Source organism: Bacillus sp. EA-CB0995, assembly GCF_055814245.1.
The window spans coordinates 2,287,818-2,314,105 of sequence record NZ_CP169269.1; the positions used below are offsets into that span (position 1 = coordinate 2,287,818).

Genomic DNA, 26,288 nt, shown 5'->3' on the forward strand with positions numbered 1-26,288 from the left:
CTCTTATGGTAACTCGACTTAATAATCTATTCTATTCCTTAATTTTTTTGGCTTCATAATCACCGTAAAAGTAAGAGTTATCTAAATCATCATATTTAGGAGTAGCAATTATGGTATATTTACCATTTTCATCGACTTCAAACAAATAAAGAAGATAATGATAGGGACCTAAATTATTCTCTTTTGCGGTTTCAACCACACTATACATGATGGCACTGCCTCTAGCACCTCGCGGTGTATTTGAGAACATCCAATTTTTTCTCCCAATTACAAACGGTTTAATAGAACGTTCACTTCTGTTGTTATCGATTTCTAAGTGACCATCTAATAAAAAAGCTTCAAGATGATTCCATTGATTCAAACTAAAAATTGTGCTCCTTTTTTACTTTTGTATATATCCACGTGTAATAAAAATAATGAAAATTCCGGATTTTGATAAGGGGTATTTGGATAAAAATATTATGTATTGTTAATTCTAGATACAGAGGATTTGAAAAATCATAATATTATATTTTTTTATAAATGAATTCACGATATAGTTCAAATCCATTTTTTGCGTAAAATTGTTTTGCTGTAGTATTAGCAAGCCAGTAGTCTAGTTCTATCATGTTTATGTTTTTGTTATTTGCGATTTTGTAAATGTAATCTAGTAATTGTGAGCCATATCCTTTATTTCTATATGTTTCTAGTATACTGATTTGATGTATGTATATAGAAGTATACGGTTTTTTGAAAGCATTTCCTGGATAATTTTTAATTTCAATCCATGCATAGCCGAGAGATTGATTAGACTCTTCTAATAGTAAAAAAATAAAATTAGGATTACTAATCACATTTTGAAAAAATCTTTTACAGCATCATAATGATAAGGATGAAAATGTTGAGGAAATAGGGATGCATGTATGTTTTGTACCGGTTCATTTAGTTTTGCGATTATTTTATAATTATTTGTTTCACTAATTCTCATAATATCACCTTTTTCATTGAGGATGTTAAGAAGTTCTTTTTATTATATCTTATTTAAAATTAAAGGATAAAGCTGTTAATGAAACAGCGATGATAATTTCATTAATATAGGCTAAATGTATGGTATAGTGAGAAAGTATGTTTGCAGTAGGGGAAGGAGATATAAACATGATTACATCTGCGCAAACTCCTTCATTAACAGAGACGATGAAAGAGTGGCATCAAGCGTTAACATATGAAATTAAACATTGGAAAACAATTGGTGGAAGTAAACTATCCATTATAAATGGACGTTTTTTATATACAGACTATGAAAGTAGTGTATATGTATTTCAGCTTATTTCTGAAGTAAGTTTACCAGACGGAACACCAATTCGAATTGAATTTGACGGTGAGGAAGCAACTGGAGAAGTATTATCTGTTCAAGGGCTAGACATTGAAGTGAAACTCAATTGTTATATACAGCAACATATACAAGAAGCGGTGTTATATAGTGAACCGTGGCAACTGTTAGAACAGTTGCAAGAGCGTTTAAAAGAGGTAAGAAAGGATAAACAAAGACGTCAGCGCGTGAAACGGTTATTACGGGGTGATAGTGAGCCAAAGCATATTGTGAAAATGAAAAAAATGAAAAATGAACTTGCATATCGTGCTTTTTATAATGCAACAACGTACGTTTGGGGACCTCCGGGTACAGGAAAATCATATAATTTATCGCGAATTATTGCAGCCCATTATCAAAGTGGAAAATCTGTTCTTGTATTAGCTCATAGTAATGCGGCGGTTGATGTATTAATGAGTGAAGTAACAAAGCAAATTGAGAAAAAGAGAAATGGGTACCAGGAGACGTTATTCGTTATGGTTTTAGTCAAAATGAACAAATCCGGAATCATGAAACGTTACTTACTACGCGATTAGTTGAATCAACAAATGAAGATTGGGAAGAAGAGCGGCTGTATTTAGAAGAATTAAGACAAGAATTAAGACAAAAAATCCTCTCTTATAAAGCAACTTCTTCCGAAAAACGAAGAATGCAAGAAATAGAAGGAGAACTTCGGAAGCAAAAAGCAAAAGTGAAAGAAGTTGAAAAAGAGTATATTGAAAATGCAAGAGTCATTGGGGCGACATTATCGAAATGTGCAATCGATTCACTTGTTTATGAAAGAACATTTGATCTTGTGGTCGTCGATGAAGTAAGTATGGCATATGTTCCGCAAATAGCATTGGCAGCTTCTTTAGGAAAGCGAATTGTCGTTTGCGGAGACTTTCTACAATTACCACCGATTGCTTTATCAAATCATGAGCTTGTGAATAAATGGTTAAAAGAAGATATGTTTTATCATGCAGGTATAGTAGAATCTGTAAACGAGCACAAAAATCATCCGAATTTATACATGCTGCAAGAGCAGCGTCGCATGCATCCGCATATTTCAAGTTTTACAAATGAGTTTATTTATAAAAATGAAGTGTTCGACCATCCATCTGTTGCAGCGCGAAACGATATTGCAAATTTACAGCCTTTCATGAGGGAAGCGGCAGTTTTAATGGATACAAGTAGTATCGGTGCTTATTCATTAAAAGATGTTGCATCTAGCTCACGTTATAATATTTTTTCTGGACTATTAGCGATGCAACTTGCGTTAATTGGTTTAGTGGATGGAATATCGTCAATTGGTATCGTTACACCATACCGTGCTCAGGCACGTTTTTTATCAACGTGTATCCGAGAATTTCTTCAAAAAACAAAGTTCAAAAATGCACCTGTACTAGCGGCGACAGTTCATAAATTTCAAGGGTCTGAACGTGATATGATTTTATTCGATACAGTTGATAGTTATCCGCAAGAACGACCAGGTGTATTATTCTTTGATCAAAAAAACCATCGACTCGTTAATGTTGCAGTAACGAGAGCAAGAGGGAAATTTATTCAGTTATCAGATTGCCAATATATGAAGCAAAATCTTTCACGAAAACAAGCCTTATCTTATTTAACACAGCACTTACAAAAGCAAGGAAATGTGTATGATCGTACAACATCAAGAGCGTTTCTAGAGCGGAAGATTACAAAAAGATTACGTTGGGTTGTACAAACGAGTGCCGAAGAACCGAAGGCATTATTAAAAGACATTGTTTCAGCAAAAAAGAAAATTATTGTATCCATTCCGAATTCAAGCCGCATGGATAAGAGGGTTTGGCAAGCATTAGCACATGCAGAAGCAAGTGTTATCCTATATACAGAAGGTGCAATTCCGATAAAAAACGTACAAGCGCGTCGTCAAAACAAAGTGATGCCATTCATTATCATTGACGATGAAATAATGTGGGTAGGTGCTCCATTAACAGCTCATATGATATTTGATGGTAGTCCAGAATTTCCATATATTGCAGCGAGGCTACAAGCTCCGCAAACAATTGGAGTATTAAAAGGATTTTTAGATATAAAAATATAAAATTATTATTGAAGAATCATTATTAGAATAAGATTAAACGAGAATTCCTCAGACGAAAAATTGTCTGGGGTTATTTTCGATGATTGTTATTTTGAAAATTCGTAAGATTAATATTATTATATAGTTGAGATAAAAAGAAATGAGGACTGTCCTGTGAAAATTGTACATAACCGAGCGATATTACAATTATTATCTGTAAAAGATGCATGTTCATTGTATTCCATTATTGAAAAACACCTAGATATTTGGACATATTTAATAACAAATTACGTGCATACATTAAAACAGATGCTCGGAATGAAAATTCACAGCGGACTATTGAAAGATTAGGTGCAGTAAAGAAGGAATTCTGTGAAATGAACGCCAACTTCCAAATGGATATGTGAGGGATGCTGTTGTGCATAGTATTATCTCAGAAGATTGGCCAAGTGTAAAAGAACAATTAGAAAATAAATTAATGAGTGTAAAATGTAAGTAGGAGGAAACAGATGCCATATATAGAAACAGAACGTTTAAAAATGATATCTTTCACATTAGAATTAGTAGAGGCTACAATAAAAGGGACTGAGGAGATTTCAAAAATCATACCTTACCAAGTTGCTAGTCAATGGCCAATGCCTGATTATGCGGAGATTTTACCGTGGATAGTAGAACGATTACGTGAAAATCCAGATAATAGTCGATGGAGTGGTCTTATTATTCATAAAGAAGATCAGAAAATTATTGGAGATATGGGCTGTAAAGGTAGTCCGGATGTGAATGGGATCGTTGAAATTGGATATAGCATTGTCCCAGATTACCAAGGAAAAGGCTATGCTACAGAAATGACAAAAGACCTTGTACAATGGTTATTAAACCAGCAAAATGTAACGACGATTAAAGCGGAATGTTTAACAAGTAACACTGCTTCTGCAAGAGTGTTAGAGAAATCAGGTTTTTGTTGTGTATTACAGGAAGAACATATGAAATATTGGATTTTGAAATAGTAGTTTAAGAAAAAATACCTTCTAAAGGAATTATCAAGACCTAAATTAAAAAATCCCAATAAATAAAGGACAACACATATTGTATATGACTAATATGTATTGTCCTTTATTCAATTAAAGCCCCCGATAGTTTAAGTACAACTATTCACAATCTTGCTTTTTCTGATAAAAATAAGCATTCATATTCTACCATGCTTAATACTGGAACCTTGGTTTCATAAGAAGAAGATATGGCAAATTGATTAAAACTCAAATTTTACAGGTCTTAAAAATAAATCTTTTAATGTTTCTTCTGCATTCTTACTCTCAAATATTATCTCATATAAGGCATTACAAATCGGGAGTTGAACGTCATAATGAATGGATAATACCCTTAATGCTTTTATAGTTGCAATACCTTCTGCTAATTTTCCAAACTTTTTTCCTTCAACTAATGCCTGTCCATATTTTCTATTATGACTATTATCCGAGAATAATGTTGCTTCAAAGTCTCCTAGATGACTCAATCCGTATACAGTTACATCATTTCCACCCATTGCTCTAACTAGACGAGAGATTTCCCTTGTCCCCCTTGCCATAAGTGAACCTTTTAAACTGCTATAATTTAATCCATCTAACATTCCTGCTGCTATACCCATAACATTTTTGGTAGCAGCCCCAATCTCATTTCCAATAAGGTCTTGCCCATAGTAGAATCTAATTAAATCACTATTCAACTCTTGTACAATTTTTTTGGTTATTTCAATATTTTCAGAACCTATAACCATACAATTTGGTATATTATTCACGAAATCTTGCACGTGTCCAGGTCCTACCCATACTGCTGTATTTATATTTTTTCCAACCTCTTCCCCAAATACTTGTGAAAGTCTTTTACCACTATTAGCCTCTAATCCTTTCATACATAAAATAAAAGTTTTACCTTGTATTGCATTTAATGAGCTTAATTGATTTGCAAAGGAACGTAATTCTTGAGCACTAATGGAAATAATTATTATTTCAGCATGTAATATGGCTTTTTCTAATGAGTTTGTTAATTCTACATCTTCTGGTAATGAAAGATAATCATTTCTTCTGGTCTCTTTTAACCCAATGAAATTTTGGGAGTTTTCTCTCCCCATAGCATAACATTGTGTCTAACTTTATTAGCATACCAAGCCAAAAAGGTTCCCCAACGTCCACAACCTAAAACTGAAATATTCAATATTTCACCCTCATCTTTTTTAAAATTTATCATTCTCTATTTAATAATAGATCTGTCATCTCCTAAAGGAAAAAGAGTTGAATTTTTTTATATGGACAAGGAGGATATTCGACCAGCTTTATAAAATATCCTCCCTCTGTAGGCTAAGTCCTCTAACCTCTTGAACAAACGTACATTCCCTAAACATAATATACATCTTATACTATTTTTTAATCACTTGTTATGTGATATATAATGTAAGAAAAAAGAGGATATTTGCCTTCATAATAGATATAATATTCTCTGATTATTATAGTACGTTTAAACGTGTTAGAAGGCATTTTTTCTTACAAAACTATTACGTATTTTATATACTTTTGTTTCAGCGTTCCATTCTGTAAAAAAATTCGCTACAATATAGAAGTATGAGAATTTGAGAGAAATATAAGTTGTTATTATTATAAGTAGACCACGAATGTAAGTGTGAAATATAAAACCTCTTTTTTATTGAAAAGCCTTTTATAAAACTGCTATGAGGAAAAACACCTTCTTTCAAATCAATTCAAATAACAAATTGAACGAACATTCGATTTAACGAATTTTTATATAAAGTATGTATGAAATACGGGGGCTGTAATGTTATGAAGAAAAAAGAAGTATAAAAATAAGGGTGGTACAGGCACTCTTATTTATACTTGGTTTAATTATTGTATTTGTGAGCTATGCGGCGTATGATATTTGGCATTATCGTTCTAAGACAGATCAAGTTGATACGGATGCTGCGATTGTATTAGGAGCCGCGTCGTGGAATGGAAAACCGTCTCCAGTATTTCGTGAGAGAATTAATCATGCCATTTCTCTTTATCAGAATGGAAGCGTTAAAAAAATAATTTTTACAGGTGGTACGAAATTTGAAACGGAATTAGAAGAAGCGCGTACTGCGAAAATATATGCATTAAAGCATAATGTAAAAGAGGAAGATATTTTAATTGAAACGGAATCACGTTATACAGAAGAGAATTTAAAAAATGCTCTGCAAATTGGAAAAGAACATGGCTTACAAACGTATACACTTGTAAGTGATCCACTTCATATGAAGCGAGCAATGCAAATTGCAAAGCATCTTGGTATGGATGCATATTCTTCGCCAACACCAACGTCTGCTTATCGTAGTCTAGACACAGAGTTACCATTCTTTTTCAAAGAGTTATGTTCTTATCTTGGATATGTTGCATCTTTGCCTGTTCGTTTTTTTAAAGGCGATTAAAAAAGGAAGATTTCCTAATGTTTTTAGGAAATCTTTTTTGTGCTTAAAACATTGTTTTTTCATCGGAATAGTGCAACAATTGAAATGTAGATTAATATGTTTAAGGAATAGAATGTATATAACGAAACATCCATTAGTAAGGTCTTTACAGTTCATTAGTGTGGGATAACTAAAGTAGCTAAAGAGAACAGTGTGCATATAATTTTAGCATGAAATAGAGGGGGCTGATGAAATGGGGTTTATAAGAACGAAAAAGCAACGAGAGCGATTAAGTAAATTACAACCATATATCACTCTATTCTCAAATAGAGAACAGCAGTTAGATGAATTGCATTCATTTCCTTTTGAAAATATAGAAGATTTAAAAGGGATTGGATATACAGCATGGACTGTTCCGTACGACGAAGGCGGGGCAGGCATATCTCTGTATGATTTTTTACTATTTCAGGAATATATTGCACAAGGTGATGGTTCAACAGCATTATGTATGGGCTGGCATCTTGGAATTATACAAGAACTTTCGGAAAATCGCTCATGGAATAAGAAGTTGTTTTCTTGGCTTTGTGAGAAAGTGAAAGACGGCGCACTTGTAAACCGAGCAGCAACGGAACGAAATACGGGCAGTCCAACACGAGGAGGAAAACCAGAGACAACAGCTGTCAAAAAGGGAAATACTTGGATTATTTCTGGTAGAAAAACATTCACAACAATGGCACCGGTATTAGATTACTTTCTCGTTTCAGCATCTATAGAAGGGACAGAGGAAGTGGGGGAGTTTCTTGTCCCGCGTAATACAGAGGGTGTTTCAATTGAAGAAACGTGGGATAGTGTAGCTATGCGTGGGACAGCAAGTCATGATCTAATTTTAGAACAAGTAGTGGTTCCACATAAATACTTTGTAGAGATTATTTCTTCGCGTAGGATGGCAAAGAGAAGAGGATGGCTGCTGCATATTCCAGCTTGTTATCTTGGCATTGCACAAGCTGCACGTCGGTATGCCATGCAATTTGCAGCAACGTATCAACCGAATAGTTTACAAGCACCTATAGCAACGGTGCCAAATGTTCAAAGATTAATAGGAGAAATGGAATTAGAAATGATGCAAGCTCGTTCTTTCTTATATAGTGTTGCAAAGCAGTATGAAGAAGGAAGTAAAGAAAGTTTGCAAGCAGAGATGGCCGCGGTGAAGTATACTGCGACAAATACGGCAATTTCTATTGTAGATAAAGCGATGCGTATTGTCGGAGCCAGAAGTTTATCTGAGAAAAATCCATTACATCGCTATTATTTACACGTACGTGCTGGACTTCATAATCCTCCGATGGATGATGCGACAATTTCACTATTAGCGCAACATGCCTTGCAAGATTTTGAAACTGAAAAATAGGCACTGTTTTTCCTTTTCGTATATAATAAGGGCAAGTGATGTATGAAAAGGAGAATACATATGCTAGAAGTCATCGCAACATGTTTAGAAGATGCAAAACGAATTGAACGTGGTGGTGGAGAACGGATAGAGTTAATTACAGCATTTACAGAAGGCGGGCTTACACCAAGCTATGCATTAATAAAAAATGTAATAGAAGCAGTTACCATTCCTGTACATGTCATGATTCGTCCACATGCAAAATCTTTCGTATATTCTAAAGAGGAAATTGAGTTAATGAAAGAGGATATTCGCATCGCAAAACAATTTGGCGCAACTGGTGTTGTTTTAGGTGTTTTGAATGAAAATAATAAAATTGATGAAGAAAAATTAGGACAGTTGTTAGAAGTAGTAGATGAAATGAATGTGACGTTTCACCGAGCAATTGATGAAATGACGGATTTAGTAGAAAGCGTAAAAATATTGCGGAAATTTAATAAGATTACACATATTTTGACATCTGGTGGACAAGGGAAAATAGAAGATAACATTTCTGTTTTACGCGATATGAATCAAGCAAGTGAGGGAGAAATACAAATCGTTGTTGGCAGTGGTGTAACGAAAGAGAATGTGCAGCAATTGCTACACGATACTGGAATTACACAAGCTCATGTTGGTACAGCGGTGAGAGAAGGAAAATCGTGTTTTGGTGAAGTTATCGTTCAAAATGTACAAGAAATTGTAAAACTGACTAGTTGTTAAAGGAGATATCTAGATGAAAAAGAATGAGATCGTGTCATGGGTTAAAAGTATAGCTCTAGCTTTGGTTATTGCATTTGTTTGTCGTGCATTTTTATTTACACCGTCGCTTGTACAGGGAGAATCCATGATGCCAACGCTAGAAAATAATGAGAGAATGGTTGTAAATAAAATTGGATATAGTCTACAAGGAGTAGATCGTTTTAATATCATTGTCTTTCACGGGAATGAAGGTCATGATTTAGTAAAACGAGTAATTGGTTTACCTGGAGATACAATTGAGTATAAACATGATGTTTTATATGTAAATGGTAAACCAGTTGCTGAACCATATTTAGATGAATATAAAAAGCAACTATCTGGAGGGGAGCTAACTCCTGACTTTACGTTAGAAGAGATAACTGGAAAGAAAACAGTTCCTGAAGGTTATGTATTTGTACTGGGAGATAACCGTCAAGTATCTAAGGATAGCCGAGCATTTGGTTTTGTTTCTGAAAAACAAATTGTTGGGAAAGGTTCAGTGGTATTTTGGCCACTGCAGCATGCTAGAGCATTGTAGTAGTTTAAAAAAAGCAACTAAACTCATTTCGAGTTTGGTTGCTTTTTTTATTTTTATTAATAATAAAGATAAAAAATGTATTGTTTGAATTGAAAGAATATTTTATAATTTAAAACAGATATTTCATTTCGAAAATCGGAATAGGCGTTCTGAAATACGGAACGGAGGGGGACTTCATGAGCTATAACAAAACAGCAGTGAAAACAATGAACATTTTAGAATTATTTTATGAGTATGACACGTTAACATTAGCTGAGATGGTGAGATTGACCGGTATGCCTAAAACATCAGTATACCGTCTTATTGGATCTCTTGAAGAAATGGGTTTGTTGCAAAAAACAATAGATGGTGCATATAAGTTAGGGTTTGTTTTTTTACGATTTGGTCAGCTTGTTTCAGAGCGGTTATCTTTACGGAAAATTGCGAAGCCTTATATGGAGAAATTACAAAAAGAAATTGGACAAGCAGTTAATTTAATTATTCAAGATGGTGATGAAGCCATTTATATTGAAAAAATTGACGGGGATCAACCTGTACGTGTATATACAGCAATTGGACGACGAGCTCCGCTGTATGCTGGAGCGTGTCCACGTATTTTACTTACATATTTTTCAAAAGAAGAACAAGAAAATTATATAAAAAATACAACATTTGCTGCACTTGCAAAGGGCACGGTTACAGATGAAAATGAACTACGTGATATGCTACAAACTGCAAAGAATAACGGTTATACCATTAGTTATTCAGAACTTGAAAATCATACAGCGGCGATAGCTGCTCCGATTTTTGGAAGTGATGGTATGGTAGTTGGTGGTATGAGTATTTCAGGACTAGAAGCTGAATATGATGAACCAGTAATTATAAAATGGATTGAAAATCTTACTCAAACAACGAAACAAGTATCAATAGAATTAGGATGGAAAGAAAAGAAGGTAGGGGAATAATGAAATTTTCAGCACTAGGTGATCAAGCGATTGTCGTTACATTTGGACAGAAAATCAATATGGAAATTTATGAACAAGTACAATCTTTATTTGAGGCATTACAAAATGCACCGTTTGTTGGGATGCTAGAATGTGTTCCTTCTTATACATCTGTGACAATTTATTATGACCCCTACACATTGTATAGGGAGAAAAAGATAAATGATTCGCCGTATGACTATGTTTGTTATCATGTGCAGTCCCTTTTAGAAACTGAGAATGATAAGAAAATAAAAGAATATGAATATATATCCATTCCAGTTTGTTACGGAGGGGAATACGGTCCTGATTTGGAAGAAGTAGCAAAGTATCATGGGTTAACAATAGAAGATGTAATTCGAATTCATAGTGAATCCACTTATTTTGTTTATATGCTCGGTTTCACACCAGGATTTCCTTATTTAGGAGGTATGCCGCAACGGATTGCAACTCCACGAAAGCATACACCGCGATTAAAGATTCCAGCTGGATCTGTTGGAATCGGTGGAAGCCAAACGGGTATATATCCACTTGAAACACCAGGCGGATGGAATATAATCGGACGCACACCGCTTTCTTTATTTCGTCCTCAAAAAGTACCGCCTACTTATTTACAAAGTGGTATGTATTTACGTTTCATCCCCATAACAGAAACAGAGTTTCAACAATGGGAGGATGAGAATGTATGAGCATAGAGGTGCTACAACAAGGAATGCTGACAACTGTACAAGATTTAGGAAGACATACATATCAACAATACGGTGTACCAGTTGGCGGAGCGATGGACACAGTTGCACTTAGAATTGCAAATATGTTAGTTGGAAATGCAGAAGGGGAAGCTGGATTAGAAGTTACGATTATTGGACCGAAACTGTTAATTAAGCAGACGACATTAATTGCAATTGGCGGTGCGAATATGGAACCACTTTTAAATGGAAAACGAGTTCCATTGTGGCGCCCGGTATTAGTAAAAGAAGGAAGTATGCTTTGTTTTAAGAAAATTCAGTCAGGATGTAGAGCATATGTAGCATTTGCTGGTGGAATTCATGTTCCTGATGTAATGAAGAGCAAAAGTACGTATATGCGAGCTAATTTAGGCGGATTGGAAGGGCGTGCTTTACAAAAGGGTGATCAATTGCAAATAGGTTCACCTTCTCTTTGGGCAAAACGTGTTATACAGCAGCTTGTAAATGAAAAACGAGATACAACGATGTGGGGAGTAAATTATAGTTGTTTACCAAACTATCATCATTGTCCGAAGATTCGTGTCGTGGAAGGATTAGAGTTTGAAAAGTTTACGGAAGAGAGTCGTCATTCTTTTTTACAAAGCAATTTAAAGTTTCCAATTATGCAGATCGAATGGGGTATCGCATAGACGGGGAGCAGGTAACGGTAGAGGGAAAATTAGAGTTGCTATCAGATACTGTGACGCATGGAACAATCCAAGTACCACCTGAAGGACAGCCTATTATATTAATGGCAGATCGTCAAACGACAGGTGGATATCCGCGAATTGCCAATGTAATTTCAATTGATATACCGCTGCTTGCACAATTAAAGCCAGGAGATTATCTTTCGTTTTCAAAAATTTCAGTATTAGAAGCACAGCAGCTATATATAAAACAAGAACAAACAATGTATCTTTTAAAAATGTTCATTAAGCTGAAAGGAGAAAAAGCATGAATATAGTGGATTTAAATTGTGATTTAGGAGAAAGTTTTGGAGTATATAACATAGGAAATGATGATGCAATTCTACCTTATGTTTCATCGGTAAACATTGCTTGTGGATTTCATGCTGGTGATCCTTCAGTTATGCGTAGTACTGTTGCAAAAGCGCTAGAACACAATGTTTCAATAGGTGCACATCCAGGCTTACCAGACCTTATTGGTTTTGGAAGAAGAATGATGCATGTTTCACCAGATGAAGTGCACGATTATATGATTTATCAGATCGGGGCATTAGATGGATTTATTCGTGCATTGGGTGGAAAAATGAATCATGTTAAACCGCACGGTGCGCTCTATAATCTGGCAGCAGTAAATTCAGAAATCGCAGATGCTATTGCAAAAGCTATTTATAAAGTAAATCCAGATCTTCTTTTATTTGGATTAGCAAGTAGTGAATTTTTGTGTGCAGGAGAAAAATATAATCTTCGTGTTGTACAAGAGGTATTTGCAGATCGAACATATCAAAGTAATGGGACCTTAACAAATCGTGCAGAATCGAATGCATTGATTACAAATAAAGAAGATGCGATAAGACAAGTATTGCAAATGGTACAGAAAGGTAATGTTCAAGCTGTTGATGGGACTATCGTTTCAATTGCAGCGCATACAGTTTGTATTCATGGGGATGGCGTGCATGCTGTTGATTATGCGAAAAGCATTTACAATGCACTGCAGCAAGCACAAATTAACATTTGTGCACCGTAACACGTAAAAAAGATAGGGGGTTATATATGGTGAAATTGATTGGAATTTTACTTGTAGCAGTTGGTTTTTTATTTCGATTTAATACATTGTTAGTTGTTATGGTAGCTGGAATTGTAACAGGGATGGTATCCGGTATGTCATTTCACGAAGTGATAAGTTTATTTGGAAAATTCTTTATAGAAAATCGATATATGTCCATGCCAATTTTATTGACACTTCCGGTTATTGGAATTTTAGAGCGTTACGGATTGAAAGAACGAGCGGAAGCACTCATTACAAAATCAAAAGGAGCAACGACGGGACGCGTTCTTCTATCGTATTTTACTATTCGCGAAGCAACTGCAGCGATTGGGCTTAACATTGGAGGACATGCGCAAGCAGTAAGACCACTTGTTGCACCGATGGCGGAAGGGGCAGCGCAGGCTCGTTACGGAAAACTTCCAGAGAAGTTAAGAGAAAAAATTAAAGCGTCCGCAGCGGCTGCAGAAAATACAGCGTGGTTCTTTGGAGAAGATATTTTTATTGCAACAGGTGCTATTTTATTAATGAAAGGATTTTTTGATTCTGTCGGCATGCATGTTGGTGTGTGGGATATGGCACTTTGGGGAATTCCAACAGCAATTTCTGCATTTATTGTAAGTTGGATTCGTTTTCGTCAAATTGATAGACATATAGACGACGTTATGAAACAAGAAGCGAATCAAAATAAGGAGGCGATGTAGCATGAAATTAATTACACTTGATACAATTTATTATCTACTTGGTATTATTGTTGCTTTTATTGCAATTCGTGTTGCTTTTGATCGTCAACATCCGAACCGTTTTGGTTCTAGTTTGTTTTGGGCGTTGTTTGCTATTACATTTTTATTTGGAAATATTATGCCCTCGTTTTATGTCGGTTGTCTCGTTTTAGTTATGGTTATTTTAGCATCATTAAATAAAGTAACAAAATCAAATGAACAAGAAGCACCAGTAGAAGAGCGTGTAAAACATGCAGCAAAATTAGGAAATAAAATTTTCATGCCAGCTATATTAATCCCTTTGTTTACTATTATCGGAACGCTCACTCTTGGGAAACTCAAGTTTGGAGATATATTTGTTGTGGATCCTGAAAAAGTAACACTAATTGCACTAGCATTAGGTGCATTAGTTGCCCTTGCTTTTGCGATGGCTATTACAAAAGCAAAAGTGACAGAGCCAGTACAAGAAGGGAGCCGTTTACTACAAGCGGTCGGATGGGCCGTTATTTTACCACAAATGCTTGCTGCTCTTGGCGGTATATTTGCTAAGTCTGGAGTTGGACAGGTAGTGGCGGATTTAGTTGGACAAGTATTGCCGACTGAATATCCATTCGTGGCTGTCATGGCATATTGCTTAGGAATGATGTTATTTACAATGGTAATGGGAAATGCGTTCGCTGCTTTTGCTGTTATTACAGGGGGATTGGTTTGCCTCTTATTGTTCAAATGCACGGAGGAAACCCAGCAATTATGGCAGCGCTTGGTATGTTTGCTGGTTATTGCGGTACATTGTTAACGCCGATGGCTGCTAACTTTAACATTGTTCCGGCAATGTTGTTAGAGCTTAAAGATAAAAATGCTGTTATTAAAGCGCAAGCGCCAGTTGCCGTGACTATTTTTATAATTAACATGCTTGTTATGTACGTACTTGTATATCGATTTTAAAGGAGGGAGGATTGATGAAAAAATTTTATTAACAGGATTTGAACCATTTGGAGGAGAAAAAATCAATCCTGCTTGGGAAGTTGCTAAACAACTTGATCAAAAGAGAATAGGAGAATATACAATCGTTAGTAAACAAATTCCTACAGTTTTTCACACATCCTTACAAATGTTAGAATTTTATATTGATGAAGTAGATCCAGCTCTTGTGGTGTGTATTGGACAAGCAGGAGGACGTTCCGATATTACAGTGGAGCGCGTTGCAATTAATGTAGATGATGCAAGAATTCCTGATAATAAAGGAAATCAGCCGATTGATATACCAGTGATTGAGGATGGTCCAGTGGCGTATTGGTCAACACTTCCCATAAAAGCAATTGTGAAGCAACTTCGTGAAGGGGGAATTCCAGCATCTGTTTCCCAAACAGCAGGGACGTTTGTCTGTAATCATCTTTTTTACGGACTTATGCACATATTAGCAAAACAGAAAGATCGTATTTCTGGTGGTTTTGTACATATTCCGTTTTTACCAGAACAGGCGAGTGCATATCCTGGACAACCGAGCATGTCGCTTTCTAACATTACAAAAGGAATAGAGCTTTTAATACAAACAGCTTTGGAAGTAGAAATAGATATAGTAGTAGCAGAAGGTACAACGCATTAAGAGAAAATTTCCAAGTTGCTGCATATGCCTGTTATAATGAAAGAAGAAATATACATAGAGGTGAATGTTGTGCAGCATTATGGAGAAGTGCGTTCTATCATTGACAATGCTAAGAAAATTACGGTGTTAACTGGAGCGGGTGCAAGTACAGAAAGTGGGATACCAGACTTTCGATCAGCAAACGGTTTGTATGCGGATGCAAATGTAGAAATGTATTTATCAAGAGGATATTATAATCGAAACCCGAAAGATTTTTGGAAACATTATAAAGCAATCTTTCAAATTGAAACATTTCATCAATATAAACCGAACAAAGGACATACGTTTATTGCGCAGTTAGAAGAAAACGGAAAAGATGTTGTTGTTTTAACACAAAATATTGATGGACTTCATCAACTGGGCGGGAGTAAACGTGTCATTGATTTACATGGTACACTGCAATCTGCTCATTGTCCAAAGTGTCGTACGAAATATAACTTACAATATATGATTGAACATGAAGTGCCGCGTTGTGAGAAGTGTAATTTCATTTTAAATCCTGATGTTGTGTTATATGGAGACACATTGCCTCAATTTCAAACAGCCGTTGAACGCTTGTATGAAACAGATGTATTACTTGTTATGGGAACATCATTAAAAGTACAGCCTGTAGCGTCATTCCCGCAAATAGCGAAACGAGAGATAGGGGCAACGACGATCCTTATTAATGACGAGCGAACAGGACAAGAACCGTATTTTGATTATACGTTTCATGAAACAATAGGAGAATTTGTGGATGGATTTTTAGCAGGTGGAGCAGACAAAGCAGAGTAAATGAAACTAAAGCTAAAGAAGTTTATGCCAAAGTGGTTTTAAAGGGATATATAGTGCCTAACTAGCGAATGTATTAACCTAAGAGAATAAGAAGCAGTAACAAGTAACGCATGGTTGTTTCTTTTATCCATGCGTTACTTGTTCTTTTATTTAGGAATCAATATACAATAAGAGAGTTGCTTATTATGAAAATCGAGTTTTTTATCCCGTAAAAGTCCGATTGGTTCAACTAGCCATCAGTGGGAGATGAAAAAAACCTACTGATGGAAGTTTCACTTTATATTATTTTTTCAGTGATAAACCATAAACAATCGTTTCACTTGGTGTTGTAATTTTAAAGCCTGTATTGTAATCTAGCGTCATTGTGTTTCCGATATAATCTTTTGTAAAGTCATCGATTTGAATGACAAGCTGTCCATCTTCAAATACGACATCATTTGCATGATATTCATCGACAATTAAATCGATATTCACATAGACAGTACAGGTATTGCCTATAGTTCCTTTTACTCTAATAATTGTTTTACCTTCATTTTGTAATTGTTGCAGTTTTTCTTTTGCTTTATTTGTAACACGAATATTCATGTAATCCCTTCCTTTTCTTAAACTCTTATTCTATTATGGCAAAAATATAATGAACCGGCTACTCGGGCACATAAGAAAACCTATCAACTTTCGTTGATAGGTTGTTATTTTTAAAGCTCACATTTATCTAATGGAATGACTTTTGTTTTCTTTGTAAATTTATAACCTAACCAAAGTATTAAGAAAAGAGGTAAACCAATATATGAAACGAGTACACCGTTCCAATCAATAGATTTTCCCATAAATGCACCGTAGTTTTGACCAAGAATAACGATTAAACATAATACAAATGCAAAGATTGGACCGAATGGGAACCATTTTGCTTTATATGGTAAGTCATTTAAGTCTTTTCCTTGTGCAGTGTATGCCTTGCGGAAACGGTAGTGACTAATTGCAATTCCGATCCAAGCGATGAAGCCTGACATACCAGAAGCATTTAAGAGCCATACATAGACCACACCATCACCGAAAAAGAAGCTAAGAAAGCAACACATCCAACTAATGATGTTGCAATCAATGCATTTACAGGTATACCACGATTATTTAGTTTTCCTAAAAATTTAGGTGCTTTACCTTGGTTTGCTAAATCCCAAAGCATACGTGATGCTGCATACATACCAGAGTTACCAGCAGACAGAACAGCTGTTAAAATAACTGCGTTCATTACTGATGCCGCAAAGGCAACACCTGCTTTAGCGAATACAAGTGTAAATGGACTTACTGTTACATCACTTGCTGCAAGGCTTTTGTCTGTATATGGAATGAGTAAACCAATTACAAGAATTGCTAAAATATAGAACAGTAGAATTCGCCAAAAGATGCTGCGAATTGCTTTTGGAATATTGCGTTGTGGGTCTTCAGTTTCACCAGCCGCAACTCCTAATAATTCTGTTCCTTGGAATGAGAATCCAGCTGCCATAAATACACCGATGATTGCCATGAAGCCGCCGTTAAACGGTGCATCTGCAACTGTAAAGTTTTTAAAACCAACAGGCTCTCCACCCATAATACCGAAAATCATAAGAAAACCGACAATTAAAAAGGCGATAACAGTTACAACTTTTATAAGTGCAAACCAATATTCAGCTTCCCCAAATCCTTTAACAGATAAATAATTTAAAAGAAACATAATAGCTAAACAAATAGCACTCCAAATAAGGGAAGGTGTATTTGGAAACCAAAACTTCATAATTAATGTAACTGCAGAGAGTTCAGCCGCAATCGTGATGGCCCAGTTATACCAGTAGTTCCAACCTAATGCAAATCCAAGAGCTGGATCGACAAATCTTGTTGCGTATGTGCTAAATGATCCTGCTACAGGCATGTATGATGCTAATTCTGCTAAACTTGTCATTAAAAAATATACCATAATACCAATTGCAGCATAGGCGACGAGAGCACCGCCAGGACCAGCTGTGTGGACAACACCACCGCTTGCTAGGAATAAACCTGTTCCAATTGTACCACCAAGTGAAATCATTGTAAGATGGCGAGATTTCAATCCGCGTTTTAGTTCGCTATTTGTTTGTGCAGATTGATTTGTAGACGTAGAGGTAACTTTTGTAGTTGCGCTGTTCATTTTCAACACTCCTTTTCTTGTAAGATAGGAAGGAGCGGGGGAATTAAAAAAACCGCCAAAGGACTTTAGCGGAGCATTTCAAAAATAGCCACCCCATCATACCTTCCGTTAAGATAGCGCCCCACGTTTACACGGTAACTTTGTAAACGTGACAGTTCTGTTCCTATTCGAAAACAGCCCCAGCATATACTTCCAGAGAAGAAGTATAAACTTCGGCAGCTTTTCCTTTCATTCGGAGTTATTGACGTTCTCTGTGTCTCGTCCGGATTACTAATAAAAGCCGCAACCTCTACCTCATCGGATTGATGAGGATTTTTTCTATTGCTATGATTTTTAATATATCGCAATTGTAATGAGTTTCTGAGAATATTGCAAGGACTTTTTTGTAGAAAAAAAGAGAAAAAAGAACGGCTATTTTAGAAAAGCGCTTTCAAAATTCGTCCCGATCCTAAAAAATATGTAATAAGTAACCTCTTGATGAAAAAGGTTATACAATAGTTTCGCATTATGGTTCAAAAATCCTTTAAAATTTACAGAAAATTGAGACAAATAAATTTCGACAAAATATATTGTAGAAGAGGAGACTAAAAGAAAACAAGCTTCCCTTTATGGGGAAACTTGTTTTTGTTTGTTATATACAATTTTTTTGTTTGTCTGTTGTGATTGATTACGAGTCGTAATAATCAGTGCAATTGTAACGACAAGACCTGTCACAATGTAAGCAAGAAATATTATATTTTGATTTACTTTAAAAGTTGTTAATAGCGTACGGATATTGGTGAAAATAATAAGTCCTCCGACAAGTACTCCAAGTAAATGAGAAGGAACAATTCGTACTAGCCACGCAGCAATTGGTGCTGCAATGATACCACCAAGCATAAGAGCAAACACCCAAAACCAACTGACTTGTTCCCAGCCAAGAGAAATGAAAAATCCAAGTGTGGCAGCTAATGAAACAGGAAATTCACTCGTATCTACAGAACCGACAACTTTTCTTGCTTCATTACCGCGTGCAAGTAAAACAGGAGTAGTAATTGGGCCCCAACCGCCACCGCCTGTTGAATCTACAAAACCTGCAAAAAGGCCAAGTGGGATTAACTGCCTACCAGACAGGCGTTTATTATTTGTTTGAACAACTTGTTTTTGTAAAATAAATCTTAATAAGATATATACACCTAATACGAATAAAAATACTGAAATATATGGTTTAATTAAATTTCCTGGTAAGTTACTTAAAAAGCAAGCACCTACAAAAGCGCCAATGGCACCTGGTAATGTCAGTCTTGAAACGGTATATTTATCGACATTTCCAAAGCGGATATGTGAAATGCCAGATGCGGCAGTTGTAACAACTTCGGCTAAATGAACAGATGCTGAAGCAACAGCTGGTGCTATTCCAAACATGAGTAATAATGAAGAAGATGTTACCCCATAAGCCATTCCTAAAGCTCCATCAATGAGTTGAGCAAAGAAACCAATGATAGCAAAGACAACTAACTTTTGCATGTTTAATACCCCCGTTTATAATAAAGTGAAATTACCATCAAGGACTGATGGTTAATTGAATCAATCGGGCTCTTACGGACAATTATCTCCCACCTATCTCCTTTGACTTCTCAGAATCTTAAGGTGGGGTCTTGCTGCCCAAAAGTAGCGGGATAAAATAAAAAGGCTCCTTTCTCTAGTGAGAAAAGAGCCTTTGGTTTTCCAATCAGCTTTATCATATTCTAATTTTTTTTATTATAATACATATTAATCATATAAATCAACTATGTTTTAAATAAAATTTTGAATTGCCAGAAATAAACGAAAAGTAATACACTAAAAAGGATAAAGGTAAGGATGGTGAGGAGATGTTACAGTTTGATCATCTTGTTCACGTAATTCAATGCTCTCCAGCTGAAGCAATAAAACAAATGAAGATACTCGGATTTCATACAGTTCAAGGAGGAGAGCATACGAATTGGGGAACATATAATAGCTTATGTTATTTTGATTTGGCATATATTGAGTTTTTAGCAGTTCAGAACAAAGAAGCTGCAAACAGAGCAGAGAACCCTCTCATTCAGCAAACTGTTCGTAAGTTGCAAATGGGGGAAGGGATGCTTCAAGTTGCACTGCGTACAGAACATATAGAAGAACTTGCTAAGCAATTGTTGGAAAAGGGGTTTCATATAAATGGTCCGCTGGAGGGAAACCGTTTAAGAGATGATGGTACTTTATTAAGCTGGAAAATGCTATTCATTGAACAGGAAGATGGCGGTCCTAGATTCCCGTTTTTTATTGAGTGGGGTGAATCGGATGAAAAAAGAAGAGCAGATTTACAGAAAAAAGGAGCGATTTCATTTCATGACAATCATGTAATTGGAATGAAAACAGTGTTTTATACTGTTAATAATGTAAATGAAACAAGCAAACTATGGGAAGAGTTATTGCAAATAGAAATGAGTACACCAAAAATAAATAAAGAGTGGAATGCGGTATTTCGAAGTTTTTCTCTTGGGAAAATAACAATTCAACTTTGTGAACCAATAGGGAATGGAGTAGTTCAGAATCAATTACAGAACTGCGGGGAGGTACCATTTGCTGTAGAGTTTCAAGGAGACAAGGAGAATACGAGTGTATATCAGATATCGAATGGTATGTACATATTTTAAGAGGAATCAAGGTGAACGAAGTAATAAAGCAATTAGCAGAGCATACAAATTGGCCGGCAATTGTCCAAACAAAATTTTGGTATAAATCGAAAGGCTTCCAATCGTAATATTGGAAGCCTTTACGAATAACAAAAGTTGATTGCTTTTTGAAGTCGAAAGATCCCTTCAGTAATATAATTTATATCTACTTTTCCATATGATAGACGAATATAATCATCTTTTGCACCAAAAATACTGCCGGGCATAAAGGCCACTTGTTGTTTTAAACTTTGCATAATAAGTTGTTTCTCTTGAATAGGTTGTTTTAATTTTCCCCATATGTAAATTCCGCCTGTTGGTATAGAAAATGAGAGTTCTTTCTGAAGTGAGCATTGCAGTGCGTCTGCTAATATATTTCTTTTTTGTAATAGTTCATAGCGTAACTGTTGTAAATGTGTTTCAAATGGAACTGTTTCAAAAAATTGTTGTATAAGCCATTGCGGAAAAATACTTAAACCTAATTCCATTTGATGCCGTGCATCTGATAATCGTTCAACAACAGACTGCGGAGCAACGAGCCAGCCGATTCGTAATCCTGGTGCTATCATTTTAGACAGAGAATGAACATAAATGACTGTTCCGTTTGTATCAATTGATTTTAAAGTTGAACATGTTTGTTCTTTATTTTCTAATGTTAATAAGCTAGAAGGGTCATCTTCAACAATTGGAATTCGTAAATCGGCACATAAAGATAGAAGTGTTTCCCTTCTTTTGGGATGAAGGAGTGTCCCTGTTGGATTTTGATAATTGGGATTTAAGAAAATCATTTTAATCCGGTGCTTTCGATAAAGTTCGTATACATCGTCTGGATGAATGCCATGTTTATCAACAGGTAATGGAAAAATACGAATGCCTGCCGATTGGAAAAGGGGCAAGGAATAGCAATGCGACGGACTTTCAAATGCGACTGCATCGCCTGGATTTAATAAACATTGCACAATAAGGTGCAGTGCTTGCTGCGCACCGGAAGTAATCATAATTGATTGTTCAGTTGCATCAATTTGTAAATGCTCCTTCATATATTTAGCTACAATTTTTCGTAAAGGAAGGTAGCCTTGTGGATGATCATAGCTTAATGATTGTGTTAACGGTTGTTCGCGTAAAATTGCTTGTAATTGCTGATGCGGAAACAAATCACATCCAAGTTCACCGTTTGCAAAATCAATGATATTTTCATTTTGCTGCACTTGCTCACGAATGTAGCGAAGGAGTGGTAAGTTAGGCAAAAATGTCCCACCTTCCACAAAACCGCTCCAATTCGGTGCGAATTTCGGCGATACACCCCACATCTGTGTACTGACCCTTGTGCCTTTTCCAGTTGTACTTTCAACAATTCCCATTGCACGTAGTTCATTATAGGCTGTTGTAATTGTACTTCGATTTACTTGAAGCTGCTCTGCTAGCTTGCGCTCTGAAGGGAGAAAACTTCCTGGTGGAAGCTCTCCATACATAATACGCCTTTCAATATAATCAACAACTTGTTGATAGATTGGGATTTTACTATCTAAATCTAACTTCCATTTCATTTGTAACGTCTCCTTGTTCCTTCATTATCACTATTATAGCAAATTGGCTGGGTGAAAAAACAGCCAATTGGATGGTGTTGCATTGTGCCAATTTTACTATGCTAAATGAGGGAAGGGGAGATTTGGATGAAACGAAGGCAAATGGAATGGCTCCTGATGTCAGTTGCTTTAGTATGGGGAGCAAACTATACGATAGGAAAATACGGAGTGACATATATGTCATCCATTCAATTTAATAGTATGCGCTTTTTAATTGCATCACCAATATTACTACTTATTACTTTTATTATGGAACGTTCATTACGTATAGAGAGGAAAGACTGGCTGAGACTTTTGGTGGTTGGTATTGTAGGGACAACTTTATATCAAACGCTGTTTATGCTTTCAGTAAAATATACCTCTGCGACGAATGCTTCATTATTAATTGCAATGTCTCCAATCTTTACAGGGATTTTAGCTGTATTGCATAAACAAGAACGTTTTTCTCTGAAAATACAAATCGGATCTATGCTTTCTTTTGGCGGGGCAGCGCTTGTGCTATTAACAGGGCATACGAATCAGTCTACATATGAATACGCATGGCTTGGAAATATAATTGGATTGGTTGCGTCGATTGCATGGGGCTGGTATCCAATTCTTGCTCAGCCGCTTATTACGAAATATTCTGCGATGCGAGTAACCGCTTGGTCAACGTTATTAGGAATTGTTCCGCTTGTTTTATACTGCATTATGAATGTAGACTCCTTAACATGGCCGAGTGATATGCTAAGTTGGGGGTCGTTAGGATATTCTATTGTATTTGCAACGATTTTTGGACTTGCAATGTGGTACGTTGGAATTAGTAAAATTGGTTCAACAAAAGTAATGGTGTATATGTATCTTGTTCCATTATTCGCGGTTATATTTGCAGCTGTAACGATAGGCGAACAGGTGAACATCATGCAATTGTTTGGTGGGTTTGTTATTTTTGCTGGGTTATACGTTGTGAAAAAAGGAACAGTGAAAAAGCCAGCGCTCAATTTAAAAAAGGTAAGTTAGTATGAAAATGACCACGTCCTAAGAGGAGTGGTCATTTTTGTTTACATAATAAGATTGCTTGCTTTACGGCCCATTGCTGATGATCGTGAACAAGCAACTGCTGTGCTTCAGAAGAAGATACCCAATGTAAAATGTAAACATCTTCTGTAGGAACATGATGTTCTCGTATTTTGCTACATATGTAAAAATGGCCATCATTTAAATAATAAATACCTTCTTTTTCGGCATAAAAGTAACGCTCAGCATTTCCAATATAGTGGTGCGCCTCAATTTCCCAGCCTAATTCCTCTAATAATTCACGTTGCAAGCACGCTTCTTTTGTTTCACTATTTTCTATTTCACTGCCAGGTAAAAAATATCTTACTCCTTTTTGGATAATGGCTATTTTACTCGTACCTTCTTTAAAAATAATTGCATAAGAGCTCGGGCGTGAGGTGTATTCTATATGCCGCTTTTTCTCGCCAAAAGAAGGTTTCATGTGCATATCTTTCACCTAATTTCATTCATTATTATTGTATTATCTCATATGATGATACGAATTTACCAAAAATGAATTTCTAAGTTATAAAGGAAAGTGAATCTCAATGGCTAATAACATACATATAAATGAGAAATGAGAGGACATGACATATGCATATTAGAAAAATAAAGCCTGAGGATTATATTACAATTCATTCTGTTATTAATGATTGGTGGGGCGGGAGACAGATGGCAGACATGCTGCCACAGCTTTTTTTGTTCATTTTCAAGAAACGAGTTTTATTATTGAAAAGGATAATGAAATTGCAGGGTTTTTATGTGGCTTTTTTTCGCAAACCTTTGCAGATGAAGCATACGTTCATTTCATCGGTGTGAATCCAAAATATAGAAGACAAGGGATTGCGTCAGCACTGTATTCCTCCTTTTTTGATGCCGTTCGGTTCCATGGTCGTCATGTTGTAAAAGCAGTAACATCTCCTGTTAATCAAAAGTCCATTCGATTTCATCGTGATGTAGGGTTTGATATTGAAAAAGGAGATAGTGAAATAGAGGGGATATCTGTACATACAAATTATGATGGACAGGGTGGAAGTCGAGTGTTATTTATAAAACATTTATAGGAAAATTGGCAAGAAAACCTCACCTTCAAAACGTGTAAGGCATTGCCCAGTTTAAGGTGGGGATGAATTGTCATTGCATTCGTAAAAATATTTTTATATAAATACGAATGTATGTTCTTTCTTGGGGTTTTGTAGTATCATGAAAGAAGGAGGTGAAAATTATGACAAAAGAATATGCAACCTATCAAATTTGGATTAAGAAAGGTCATAAATTGTACGCATACTTCCTAGAAATGTGTCAAAGTGCAAAAAATCTCTACAATACAACAAACTTCTACGTTCGCCAAGTGTATACGGCCTTACGTGTTGGTAAACCATTACATCCACTTCAACAAGAAGTTCTCCATACATTACAAGTGTACATTGAAACTATGAATGAAAATCAACTTCGTGCATACCAAAAACGTGTGCAAAAACAGAAAGAAAAACCTATAGAAGAACGTAAAGAAATCAAATGTAATTTGTTTGCATTCCCTACAAAAGAGAAATCATTCCTATCGTATAACTTTCTAGATTGCTTGTTTAAAACAATGAAACAACAAGATTATATGAACTTGCCAGCGCAAACGAATCAAGCAATCATGAAGAAGTTATATCAAAACTGGAAATCATTCTTCGCTTCTATGAAAGCATATCAGAAACATCCTTCCACTTTTACTGGCAGACCTCGCATTCCAAACTATATCAAATCTTCTATGAAAGAAATTGTATTCACAAATCAAGTATGTAAGCTCCAAGATAAGTACATTCGTTTTCCGAAAACAAGCATGAAATTAAATATTGGTAAATTATTTGGGCGGATTGGCAATCTAAAAGAGGTACGTGTGTGTCCTGCTTATGGAAAGTTTAAGGTGGAAATTGTGACAGAACAGTCCGAACCAGCACCTGAGGATGTTGACAACAACCGTTATATGAGTATTGACTTAGGGATCAATAACATTGCAACTATCACAACGAATGCAGGGGCCATTCCTGTGTTAGTAAAGGGCAATGTGATTAAAAGCATTAATCAATACTACAACAAGAAAAAGGCTTATTTATTGGGTATTCTTCGTCATGGAAAAGAACCAAAAGAAGGACCACACACATCAAACCGCTTAGAGAGGCTTCATGAGAAACGGTTTCTCAAGATAAAAGATTTCTTTCACAAAATCAGTTACCACATTGTTCATTTCGCAGTTCAACATGAGATCTCTATGATTGTGATTGGAAAAAATACATCATGGAAACAAAACAGTGATATGGGAAAACGACAGAATCAATCTTTTTGCCATATCCCACACAATCTACTTATTGAAATGATCACCTATAAGGCAAAACGAAAAGGGATTACTGTACAAGTAGTGGAAGAATCGTATACAAGTAAAGCATCCTTTTTAGACAATGATGATATCCCCACTTACGGTGAGGAAGATATTCCTATATTCAGTGGAAAACGGATTACACGTGGCTTGTATCGTACAAAAGAGAATCTTCTGTTAAACGCAGATGTGAATGGTTCCTATAACATTTTAAAAAAGCAGTTCCAAAGGCGTTTGCCGATGGAATAGAGGGGTTGTGCCATCAGGCAGCTGTGTCAACTCCACTCGTGTTAAGCATCTCTTGAAGGTGATACACGAGAAACCCCCACTTCAAGATCCGAAGGAGATAAGTGGCGGGAGTTTTCATAAAT

The 26,288-nt window shown here is 35.8% G+C and carries 21 protein-coding genes, 8 pseudogenes and 1 riboswitch; of the genes and pseudogenes, 20 read left to right on the forward strand and 9 right to left on the reverse strand.

Annotated features, from left to right (window positions below; genetic code table 11):
- Positions 1 to 139 precede the first annotated feature (139 nt).
- Both ACEWFJ_RS11900 and ACEWFJ_RS11905 read right to left on the reverse strand, forming a co-directional pair.
- Positions 140 to 367 (reverse strand): annotated as a pseudogene (locus tag ACEWFJ_RS11900) (IS66 family transposase); the annotation flags it as partial.
- Between the two features lie 139 nt (positions 368 to 506).
- A complete protein-coding gene (locus tag ACEWFJ_RS11905; RefSeq protein WP_473688595.1) occupies positions 507 to 833 on the reverse strand; it encodes a GNAT family N-acetyltransferase in 327 nt (108 codons plus the stop codon).
- Between the two features lie 271 nt (positions 834 to 1,104).
- Between ACEWFJ_RS11905 and ACEWFJ_RS11910 the strand changes: the two are divergent.
- The 4 genes and pseudogenes from ACEWFJ_RS11910 to ACEWFJ_RS11925 all read left to right on the forward strand — a co-directional run bounded on the left by ACEWFJ_RS11910 (position 1,105) and on the right by ACEWFJ_RS11925 (position 4,402).
- Positions 1,105 to 3,416, forward strand: a pseudogene (locus tag ACEWFJ_RS11910) (AAA domain-containing protein).
- Positions 3,417 to 3,569: 153 nt separating this feature from the next.
- On the forward strand, positions 3,570 to 3,746 hold the full coding sequence (locus tag ACEWFJ_RS11915; protein WP_429710275.1) for a hypothetical protein: 177 nt from the start codon (positions 3,570 to 3,572) through the stop codon (positions 3,744 to 3,746).
- Positions 3,683 to 3,894 (forward strand): annotated as a pseudogene (locus ACEWFJ_RS11920) (GNAT family N-acetyltransferase); the annotation flags it as partial. The gene ACEWFJ_RS11915 and the pseudogene ACEWFJ_RS11920, both read left to right, overlap by 64 nt.
- A 10-nt stretch (positions 3,895 to 3,904) precedes the next feature.
- Entirely contained in the window at positions 3,905 to 4,402 is a 498-nt protein-coding gene (locus tag ACEWFJ_RS11925) for a GNAT family N-acetyltransferase (protein WP_473688597.1), read from the forward strand.
- A 242-nt stretch (positions 4,403 to 4,644) separates the two neighbouring features.
- Here ACEWFJ_RS11925 and ACEWFJ_RS11930 read toward each other — a convergent pair whose 3' ends face one another.
- On the reverse strand, positions 4,645 to 5,523 hold the full coding sequence (locus ACEWFJ_RS11930) for an NAD(P)H-dependent glycerol-3-phosphate dehydrogenase (protein WP_473688599.1): 879 nt from the start codon (positions 5,521 to 5,523) through the stop codon (positions 4,645 to 4,647).
- Entirely contained in the window at positions 5,487 to 5,639 is a 153-nt protein-coding gene (locus ACEWFJ_RS11935; protein ID WP_473688601.1) for a hypothetical protein, read from the reverse strand. Before ACEWFJ_RS11935 ends, ACEWFJ_RS11930 begins: the two co-directional genes overlap by 37 nt.
- A gap of 610 nt (positions 5,640 to 6,249) precedes the next feature.
- Between ACEWFJ_RS11935 and ACEWFJ_RS11940 the strand changes: the two genes are divergently transcribed.
- The 12 genes and pseudogenes from ACEWFJ_RS11940 (at position 6,250) to ACEWFJ_RS11995 (ending at position 16,092) form a co-directional block, all read left to right on the forward strand.
- Positions 6,250 to 6,852 carry a YdcF family protein gene (locus ACEWFJ_RS11940; RefSeq protein WP_473692462.1) on the forward strand — a complete coding sequence of 201 codons (603 nt, stop codon included), beginning with the start codon at positions 6,250 to 6,252 and terminating at the stop codon, positions 6,850 to 6,852.
- Positions 6,853 to 7,084: 232 nt separating this feature from the next.
- Entirely contained in the window at positions 7,085 to 8,239 is a 1,155-nt protein-coding gene (locus ACEWFJ_RS11945) for an acyl-CoA dehydrogenase family protein (protein ID WP_473688603.1), read from the forward strand.
- Between the two features lie 60 nt (positions 8,240 to 8,299).
- Positions 8,300 to 8,980, forward strand: coding sequence for a copper homeostasis protein CutC (locus tag ACEWFJ_RS11950; RefSeq protein WP_473688605.1), 681 nt, complete (start codon positions 8,300 to 8,302; stop codon positions 8,978 to 8,980).
- 13 nt (positions 8,981 to 8,993) lie between these two features.
- A complete protein-coding gene (lepB, locus tag ACEWFJ_RS11955; protein ID WP_473688607.1) occupies positions 8,994 to 9,536 on the forward strand; it encodes a signal peptidase I in 543 nt (180 codons plus the stop codon).
- A 176-nt stretch (positions 9,537 to 9,712) separates the two neighbouring features.
- Positions 9,713 to 10,480, forward strand: coding sequence for an IclR family transcriptional regulator (locus ACEWFJ_RS11960; RefSeq protein ID WP_473688609.1), 768 nt, complete (start codon positions 9,713 to 9,715; stop codon positions 10,478 to 10,480).
- On the forward strand, positions 10,480 to 11,187 hold the full coding sequence (gene pxpB / locus ACEWFJ_RS11965) for a 5-oxoprolinase subunit PxpB (RefSeq protein ID WP_473688611.1): 708 nt from the start codon (positions 10,480 to 10,482) through the stop codon (positions 11,185 to 11,187). The genes ACEWFJ_RS11960 and pxpB overlap by 1 nt, the downstream gene beginning before the upstream one ends.
- Positions 11,184 to 12,181, forward strand: a pseudogene (locus ACEWFJ_RS11970) (5-oxoprolinase subunit C family protein). Before pxpB ends, ACEWFJ_RS11970 begins: the two are co-directional and overlap by 4 nt.
- Entirely contained in the window at positions 12,178 to 12,933 is a 756-nt protein-coding gene (pxpA, locus tag ACEWFJ_RS11975; RefSeq protein WP_473688613.1) for a 5-oxoprolinase subunit PxpA, read from the forward strand. Before ACEWFJ_RS11970 ends, pxpA begins: the two are co-directional and overlap by 4 nt.
- A gap of 26 nt (positions 12,934 to 12,959) precedes the next feature.
- Positions 12,960 to 13,655: a DUF969 domain-containing protein gene (locus ACEWFJ_RS11980; RefSeq protein WP_098311272.1), complete on the forward strand. Its 696-nt coding sequence runs from the start codon at positions 12,960 to 12,962 to the stop codon at positions 13,653 to 13,655.
- Between the two features lies 1 nt (position 13,656).
- A pseudogene (locus tag ACEWFJ_RS11985) lies at positions 13,657 to 14,618 on the forward strand (DUF979 domain-containing protein).
- Between the two features lie 22 nt (positions 14,619 to 14,640).
- Positions 14,641 to 15,279 carry a pyroglutamyl-peptidase I gene (gene pcp / locus ACEWFJ_RS11990; RefSeq protein ID WP_473692464.1) on the forward strand — a complete coding sequence of 213 codons (639 nt, stop codon included), beginning with the start codon at positions 14,641 to 14,643 and terminating at the stop codon, positions 15,277 to 15,279.
- Between the two features lie 69 nt (positions 15,280 to 15,348).
- The gene (locus ACEWFJ_RS11995) at positions 15,349 to 16,092 is read left to right on the forward strand and encodes an NAD-dependent protein deacylase (RefSeq protein ID WP_440604019.1); all 744 of its coding nucleotides are present in this window, start codon (positions 15,349 to 15,351) and stop codon (positions 16,090 to 16,092) included.
- Between the two features lie 282 nt (positions 16,093 to 16,374).
- Here ACEWFJ_RS11995 and ACEWFJ_RS12000 read toward each other — a convergent pair whose 3' ends face one another.
- The 3 genes and pseudogenes from ACEWFJ_RS12000 to ACEWFJ_RS12010 form a co-directional block, all read right to left on the reverse strand.
- Positions 16,375 to 16,677: an iron-sulfur cluster biosynthesis family protein gene (locus ACEWFJ_RS12000; RefSeq protein WP_473688615.1), complete on the reverse strand. Its 303-nt coding sequence runs from the start codon at positions 16,675 to 16,677 to the stop codon at positions 16,375 to 16,377.
- Positions 16,678 to 16,787: 110 nt separating this feature from the next.
- Positions 16,788 to 18,256: pseudogene (locus tag ACEWFJ_RS12005) on the reverse strand (amino acid permease).
- A 106-nt stretch (positions 18,257 to 18,362) separates the two neighbouring features.
- A riboswitch (Lysine riboswitch) is annotated at positions 18,363 to 18,556 on the reverse strand.
- A 306-nt stretch (positions 18,557 to 18,862) separates the two neighbouring features.
- Positions 18,863 to 19,762, reverse strand: coding sequence for a sulfite exporter TauE/SafE family protein (locus tag ACEWFJ_RS12010; RefSeq protein WP_473688617.1), 900 nt, complete (start codon positions 19,760 to 19,762; stop codon positions 18,863 to 18,865).
- Positions 19,763 to 20,109: 347 nt separating this feature from the next.
- Between ACEWFJ_RS12010 and ACEWFJ_RS12015 the strand changes: the two genes are divergently transcribed.
- On the forward strand, positions 20,110 to 20,913 hold the full coding sequence (locus ACEWFJ_RS12015; RefSeq protein WP_473688619.1) for a VOC family protein: 804 nt from the start codon (positions 20,110 to 20,112) through the stop codon (positions 20,911 to 20,913).
- Positions 20,914 to 21,032: 119 nt separating this feature from the next.
- On the opposite strand, the gene pdxR is transcribed toward ACEWFJ_RS12015, so the two are convergent.
- Positions 21,033 to 22,478 carry a MocR-like pyridoxine biosynthesis transcription factor PdxR gene (gene pdxR, locus ACEWFJ_RS12020; RefSeq protein WP_473688621.1) on the reverse strand — a complete coding sequence of 482 codons (1,446 nt, stop codon included), beginning with the start codon at positions 22,476 to 22,478 and terminating at the stop codon, positions 21,033 to 21,035.
- A gap of 126 nt (positions 22,479 to 22,604) precedes the next feature.
- Here pdxR and ACEWFJ_RS12025 point away from each other — a divergent pair, with 126 nt between their 5' ends.
- Entirely contained in the window at positions 22,605 to 23,516 is a 912-nt protein-coding gene (locus ACEWFJ_RS12025) for a DMT family transporter (RefSeq protein WP_473688623.1), read from the forward strand.
- 31 nt (positions 23,517 to 23,547) lie between these two features.
- On the opposite strand, the gene ACEWFJ_RS12030 is transcribed toward ACEWFJ_RS12025, so the two are convergent.
- On the reverse strand, positions 23,548 to 24,000 hold the full coding sequence (locus tag ACEWFJ_RS12030; RefSeq protein ID WP_473688625.1) for an NUDIX domain-containing protein: 453 nt from the start codon (positions 23,998 to 24,000) through the stop codon (positions 23,548 to 23,550).
- A gap of 146 nt (positions 24,001 to 24,146) precedes the next feature.
- On the opposite strand from ACEWFJ_RS12030, the pseudogene ACEWFJ_RS12035 reads away from it, so the two are divergent.
- Together ACEWFJ_RS12035 and ACEWFJ_RS12040 are read left to right on the forward strand one after the other, a co-directional pair.
- Positions 24,147 to 24,616: pseudogene (locus ACEWFJ_RS12035) on the forward strand (GNAT family N-acetyltransferase).
- Positions 24,617 to 24,777: 161 nt separating this feature from the next.
- Positions 24,778 to 26,222 (forward strand): annotated as a pseudogene (locus ACEWFJ_RS12040) (RNA-guided endonuclease InsQ/TnpB family protein).
- The last annotated feature ends 66 nt before the right edge of the window (positions 26,223 to 26,288 follow it).

Bases quoted from the DNA above. Each gene is read 5' to 3' on its own strand.
- ACEWFJ_RS12025 (WP_473688623.1), top strand. From the start codon at position 22,605: ATGAAACGAAGGCAAATGGAATGGCTCCTGATGTCAGTTGCTTTAGTA.
- lepB (WP_473688607.1), top strand. From the start codon at position 8,994: ATGAAAAAGAATGAGATCGTGTCATGGGTTAAAAGTATAGCTCTAGCT.
- ACEWFJ_RS11925 (WP_473688597.1), top strand. From the start codon at position 3,905: ATGCCATATATAGAAACAGAACGTTTAAAAATGATATCTTTCACATTA.
- pxpB (WP_473688611.1), top strand. From the start codon at position 10,480: ATGAAATTTTCAGCACTAGGTGATCAAGCGATTGTCGTTACATTTGGA.
- ACEWFJ_RS11935 (WP_473688601.1), bottom strand. From the start codon at position 5,639: ATGATAAATTTTAAAAAAGATGAGGGTGAAATATTGAATATTTCAGTT.
- ACEWFJ_RS11960 (WP_473688609.1), top strand. From the start codon at position 9,713: ATGAGCTATAACAAAACAGCAGTGAAAACAATGAACATTTTAGAATTA.
- pxpA (WP_473688613.1), top strand. From the start codon at position 12,178: ATGAATATAGTGGATTTAAATTGTGATTTAGGAGAAAGTTTTGGAGTA.
- ACEWFJ_RS11950 (WP_473688605.1), top strand. From the start codon at position 8,300: ATGCTAGAAGTCATCGCAACATGTTTAGAAGATGCAAAACGAATTGAA.
- ACEWFJ_RS11980 (WP_098311272.1), top strand. From the start codon at position 12,960: ATGGTGAAATTGATTGGAATTTTACTTGTAGCAGTTGGTTTTTTATTT.
- ACEWFJ_RS12010 (WP_473688617.1), bottom strand. From the start codon at position 19,762: ATGCAAAAGTTAGTTGTCTTTGCTATCATTGGTTTCTTTGCTCAACTC.
- ACEWFJ_RS11945 (WP_473688603.1), top strand. From the start codon at position 7,085: ATGGGGTTTATAAGAACGAAAAAGCAACGAGAGCGATTAAGTAAATTA.
- ACEWFJ_RS12015 (WP_473688619.1), top strand. From the start codon at position 20,110: ATGTTACAGTTTGATCATCTTGTTCACGTAATTCAATGCTCTCCAGCT.
- ACEWFJ_RS12030 (WP_473688625.1), bottom strand. From the start codon at position 24,000: ATGCACATGAAACCTTCTTTTGGCGAGAAAAAGCGGCATATAGAATAC.
- ACEWFJ_RS12000 (WP_473688615.1), bottom strand. From the start codon at position 16,677: ATGAATATTCGTGTTACAAATAAAGCAAAAGAAAAACTGCAACAATTA.
- ACEWFJ_RS11930 (WP_473688599.1), bottom strand. From the start codon at position 5,523: ATGGGGAGAGAAAACTCCCAAAATTTCATTGGGTTAAAAGAGACCAGA.
- pdxR (WP_473688621.1), bottom strand. From the start codon at position 22,478: ATGAAATGGAAGTTAGATTTAGATAGTAAAATCCCAATCTATCAACAA.